This window comes from uncultured Aquabacterium sp. (assembly GCF_913773725.1).
In the GTDB taxonomy this organism is placed as follows: Bacteria; Pseudomonadota; Gammaproteobacteria; order Burkholderiales; family Burkholderiaceae_C; genus Aquabacterium.
The window spans coordinates 1-5,024 of record NZ_CAJYGK010000060.1; the positions used below are offsets into that span (position 1 = coordinate 1).

Here is a 5,024-nt window from a genome sequence, read left to right on the forward strand (position 1 = left end):
AATGAAGTTCACGAGGTCCGTGCGGAAGGCGGGGTCCTGGAACACCACGTTGCCGGTCTCCCTGACCAGGCGGTTCCCGAACATCAGGCCGTTCTGCTGGTAGGAGAGCTCGGCCGGCAAGGCCCCCGCGCCGGGGATCACCTGGAAGGCGGTCTCGAACAGCCCGGTGAGCGTGTGCCCGATGGTGCTGGTCAGGCTGCCCAGCAGCGCCACCCCGAAGGGCACGTTGTCCACGACCTTGACCGGCGAGCCGCCGGTCTTGTCGATGATGCCCACGGTGACCTTCGGGACGATCAGGATGCCGAAGACCAGCACCACCGAGGCCAGCCACTTCCAGCCTTGGAGCTTTTCAGGGGCGAACGCGTAGGCGATCAGGGCGGCGACGAAGCCGCAGAAGGCCACCGCCGCGACTGCCGATGCGTAGTCGCCGGAGGCGTGGATCGCGGCGGACGCATTGAACACCCCAAACAGGCTGTCCGCGTTCTGGTAGGCGTAGATCTCCCACATGGTCGTGCCCTACCATCGGCGTCAACGCGACAGGTGGGCCGCCTGCTGGCCCAGCATGTCCATCACATGCTGGGGCATGCTCGAGCGCAACTGGCGCTCCAACTGCTCCAGGTGGCTGGCGACGGCGCGGTAGGAACCGACCTTCGCATACAGGAGGTTCTTCTCCTGGGAGATCTGCAGCAGGATGGCCTGAGCGCGCTGGCGGATCTGGTTGGCCTGGTCGCGCTGCGCCTGCTGCAGCGTGTAGTCCTTCGCCAGGGCCGCCATGCCCAGGCGCAGGTTCCTTTCGAGAAAGACGTAGGCGTAGTCCGCCGCGATCACGTCGCGGTACTGGCCGATTAGGCTGTCGGCCAGGCCCGAGCCCGGGATGCTGGTGCCGACCGAAAGCATCTTGTAGACCGGCTCGGTGGTCTGGTTGACGAAGCCGACCTCGGCGGAGTTGTTGGGGATCGCCGTGCGGGTGGCGATGCGGTCGGCGATCGAGCGCATCATGGTCTCCACGCGCGCCGTGAAGGGCACGTGGTCGTAGGCGGTATTGGTCGAGACGACGTCGCAGGCCGAATAGTCGTTGCAGCGCAGCAGGTGCTGGATGACGTTGTTGCCCGAACCGGCTGCCTGGCCGTAGAGCAACTGGCTGATCGACGTGAGCGTCGGGGCGATCGGCTCCGGATCGCGCCCCGATTCCTCGGGGTAGTAGATGACGGTGCCGACCATGCTCATGATGAGCTCGCGCCCCGCGTCGTCGAGGTAGGAGCCGGTGTACTGCAGCGCCTTCCAGGTCAGGTTGCCCACGAACGGAGCCTTGTTGCGCACGTTGGCGTCACCCGAGGAGCGGGCGGAAGACAGGATGCTGGGCCGGTCGGTCGAGCAGCGCCGGCGGGCCGCGTCGCGGTCGCTCTCCAGGCCCATCTCCATCGCCAGGTCCGAGCAGGTTTCCTGCGAGCTGTAGCCCACCGCCTCGGCTGCGGAGCTGACGATCGCCTTCGCGGTCTCGCAGGAGTTGATCCGGGCGTTGTTGATCCAGGTCTCCAAGCCCTTGGCCCACTTTGTCAGGCCACCCAGCAGCGGGGAGACGGCCTCGAGCGCGAGCTGGAACGCTATGCCGGGCAGCGCGGCCGTGATGTTGCGCAAGAGGTTTTTGAACTCCTGCGCGGAGATGTGCGAGAACGAGCCGCCGAACACATCGATCCCACCGCAGCCCGCCTTCACGCTCGGGAACTGGATCGCCGCGAGCTGGTAGACCTTGTTGGGCGAGCGCATCATGAGCGAACCGCCTGTGTAGGTGTTGTAGGTCTGGCCGCGGAACGCGCCCGGTGCGGTGTAGTTCCCTATGGCGCCCAGGTTGTTGAACATGTCGTTGACCTCGCTGTTGAGGTCGGCGCGCGCCGGCAGCGTGGCGGACAGCATGGCCAGGGCCACCGCCAGCGCGACGGTCTTGCGGGCATGGACAGGACGGGAGGGATGGGACATGGAGACCTCCTAGGGCAGGGCCATGTGCTGGGTCGCGCTGGGCAGCATGGCCTCGCCGGTGGGCGAGGAAACGATGGCGATGCGCTCGAGCAACTGCGACTCGGAGAGCACGCCGGAGCCGATCGGGGTGATCTTTCCGGTGGCGGGCTGGGCCAGGAACACGGCCGGCACCTGGGTCACCTGCAGGGCCGTGGCGATGCCGTTGTCGGGGCGGGAGCGCGGGAAGCCCGGCATCGCGCCGCCATCCACGCTCACGGCCACGACCTGGATGCCATGGCGTGCCTCGAACGCCTGCAAGGTGGGCGCGAAGGTGTGGCAGTACGGGCAATCGCTGCGGTAGAAGAAGATGAGCACGTGGTCGCGGCCCAGCGTGGCGACCGAGGCGGAGCGGTCGGTCCGTTGCTGGCGTTCGAAGACTTCCAGCGCCTGGGCGTTGACGGGCCGGCCCTGCAATGTCGGATCGAGCTCGGGCGTGGCCCAGGCCACGCGTTGCGCCACATCGGCGAAGTAGGATGCACGGTTCACCACCTGCATCTCCAGCTCCATGTAGCGCCGCACGTTGGACTCGGTCGGCCGCATGATCGCGATGTTGCGCAGGTCTTCGAGGGTCTTCTGCAGCCGCTCGAATTCCACCAGTTCGGGCGGACGGGGCGAGGCGACCGGCTGGGCCGGCTTGGCCGGGGCGGCCTGGGCGCGTGGCGGCGCGGGATCCTCCAGCGGAGGGTCTTCGTAGAAGTGCCAGCCGCGCCAGCGGTCGGACCAGTAGGCGCGGGTCTCGCCGTGCCCGGCGGCAGGGGCCGCTTCCTGAGCCGCAGCGGCGCTGGCGACCAGCGCCAGAACCGGCAGCAACCGCAGGCACGCAGGGGAGGGACGGATCGTCATGACGTCCTCACAGCAGCGACTTCGGCGGCAGGCCGTCGAGGCAATAGTTGATGCCGAACTCGATCGTCTGCTTGCGCGGCGCCGCCATGTTGGGCAGCTTCACGCCTTCCTGCCAGAAGAGCACCTTGAGCCGGCTGCAGCCCGCCTCCCGGTAGCGCTTCGCGGTGGACACATCGATGTAGATCGGAGAGGTGGCCTGGAAATGCCGGGTGATCGCATCCGCCACTTCGCCGGTGAGCACGCCGTGGGCCGTGCCGTCCGCTGACTGCAGGGCCGCCAGCAGGACGGGCCGCGCATCCGACACGGGCGTGCGGACTGGCTCGGCATGCACTCGCGTGGCGAGGAGGAGGATCAGGGCGATGCCCGCGAAGCAGCACCCGGCGCGGGTGGCGGTGTTCATTGGCATCTCCCTTTGCCGTAGTAGCAGTTGCTTGCGCGGCCGGCGGCGCCGCCCTGCATCGCGCCCACATCGGGCATGTTCGGCACGATCGACGCATAGAACTCGGTCAGGTCCATGCGAGCGAAGTCCAGGCTCTGCAGCTGTGCGATCGTGAAGCCCGAGCAGTCCGGCCCCTCGGCTGTGCCCCACCACTTCGCGACCTGAAGCCGACCCTGCTCGTTGATGATTCGGGCCAGAACCGAGTTGAAGCAGCACTTGGTCGTGGTGTGCGTGATGCAGGAGACGCACTTGCCCAGGACGCGGATGCACGATGAGCAGTAGGTGCCGACCGTGTGGCACAGCCGCGCACCTTCCTTCATCGCGAGCTTGCCTTCCTCTTCGTCGCAGGAGATCGCCGACATCACCACGTAGATGACGATCGCGATGACCAGGCTCCATGGGTCGAAGGCCACCACCACGCTCTCGCCGGCATAGAGCACCGCCGAGCCGGCAGGTAGGGCCGTGCCATTGATGGCCACCGTGACGCCGTAGGTGGTAAAGCTGCCTGAGAACCCGCCGCTCATCAGCAGCGCCTGCATACCGTGGTAGAGGAATTCGCGATTGCCGGAATTCATCAACACATCGAAAACCAGCCTCGACCCGACGCCGAACATGCTCTGGTTGCTCATTCCCCTGCCGGCCGAGTCCGAGGTGCAGCAGTTCTTGAGCAGCCGGTCGCGGCAGCGGTTGGCTTCGCCCTTGAAAACCTGCAGGTTGTCTGTGTCGAGGTAGACCCCGGCCTCGCGTCCCGCTTCCAGGAAGGACATCGACCGGGCGAAGTCGGCATCGTTGGTGTAGGTGGTGTTGAAGCAACTGCCCGCGATGCAGAAGACGTCGGTCGGGCAGTTACGCGCCGTCACCGCCGAGCTGGCGGCCACCGGGCAGTTGTAGGTGTTCTCGGCGACCTCGCAGGTGCCTGTGGCCGGGTTCATCTGGCGGCAGACCGTGCTGTTCGGGGTGCAGCCCGCCGCGGCCAGCGGCGCGCACTCGTCGGTGGGCGCCCCATACTGGCACGAGAGCGAGGTCTCGTAGCGCCAGCACGCGCGCGTCACCGACGCCCCGTCGATCACCTTGGTGGCCGGTCCTCCGACGCAGCGCGCCGCGCCGGTGATGGCGCAGCGCCCTTCGCTCTCCAGCGCGGGGCACTGATCGTCCCACTGGTCGGACTCGGTCACCGTGGTGTGCGGCCGCTCGAAGCTCAGCGCCATCTGCGGGATCGGGCCGTACAGCGGGTTCAACCGGAAGCCGACGATGGGACGGTTTCCGCCGGGACGCCAGTAGGAAGCCGGGTAGGTACCCGTCGTGTCCTGGCCCGGCGCGTCGCTGGGGTCGGTGCTGGGGGCATAGCAGCGGCCCTCTTCGAGGTAGGTGATCTGGGTGTCACCGGCGTCGCCGCCCGAGCCGGTCGTGTAGGCGATCCGGTCGCCGCTTTGCGTGCCGGCGGGGCAGGCGCCGTAGACCTCGAGGAATGGGCGCTCGTTGGTGCAGTTCGTGTCTCCGGAGTCCCCGCCGCCGCCCATGCAGACCTGGCGGTATTCCTGCGCGATGAAGCCGGTCAGTCGGCAGGCGTCGCCATTGCAGCGGTTGTTCACGACCCAGACGCCGCTCTGGCCCCCCGGCGGCCACGAGGGGATGGGCAGGGGCGCCACCATCTGCGGAAACACCAGCCCCGAGGCGGCGTCCACGTCGAAGAAGGCTACGGGCACGCCGCCGCTGGTCACCCGGA

The 5,024-nt window shown here is 67.6% G+C and carries 5 protein-coding genes; all 5 read right to left on the reverse strand.

Annotation, left to right across the window (positions count from 1 at the left end):
- A partial coding sequence (locus QZ709_RS07465) for a conjugal transfer protein TraG N-terminal domain-containing protein (RefSeq protein ID WP_294636638.1) occupies positions 1 to 507 on the reverse strand: 507 nt, incomplete at its 3' end.
- Positions 508 to 528: 21 nt separating this feature from the next.
- Positions 529 to 1,977: a conjugal transfer protein TraH gene (locus QZ709_RS07470; RefSeq protein WP_294636639.1), complete on the reverse strand. Its 1,449-nt coding sequence runs from the start codon at positions 1,975 to 1,977 to the stop codon at positions 529 to 531.
- Between the two features lie 9 nt (positions 1,978 to 1,986).
- Entirely contained in the window at positions 1,987 to 2,859 is an 873-nt protein-coding gene (gene traF, locus QZ709_RS07475) for a conjugal transfer protein TraF (RefSeq protein ID WP_060987590.1), read from the reverse strand.
- 7 nt (positions 2,860 to 2,866) lie between these two features.
- Positions 2,867 to 3,259, reverse strand: coding sequence for a hypothetical protein (locus QZ709_RS07480; protein ID WP_060987591.1), 393 nt, complete (start codon positions 3,257 to 3,259; stop codon positions 2,867 to 2,869).
- A partial coding sequence (gene traN / locus QZ709_RS07485) for a type-F conjugative transfer system mating-pair stabilization protein TraN (RefSeq protein WP_294636640.1) occupies positions 3,256 to 5,024 on the reverse strand: 1,769 nt, incomplete at its 5' end. The genes QZ709_RS07480 and traN, both read right to left, overlap by 4 nt.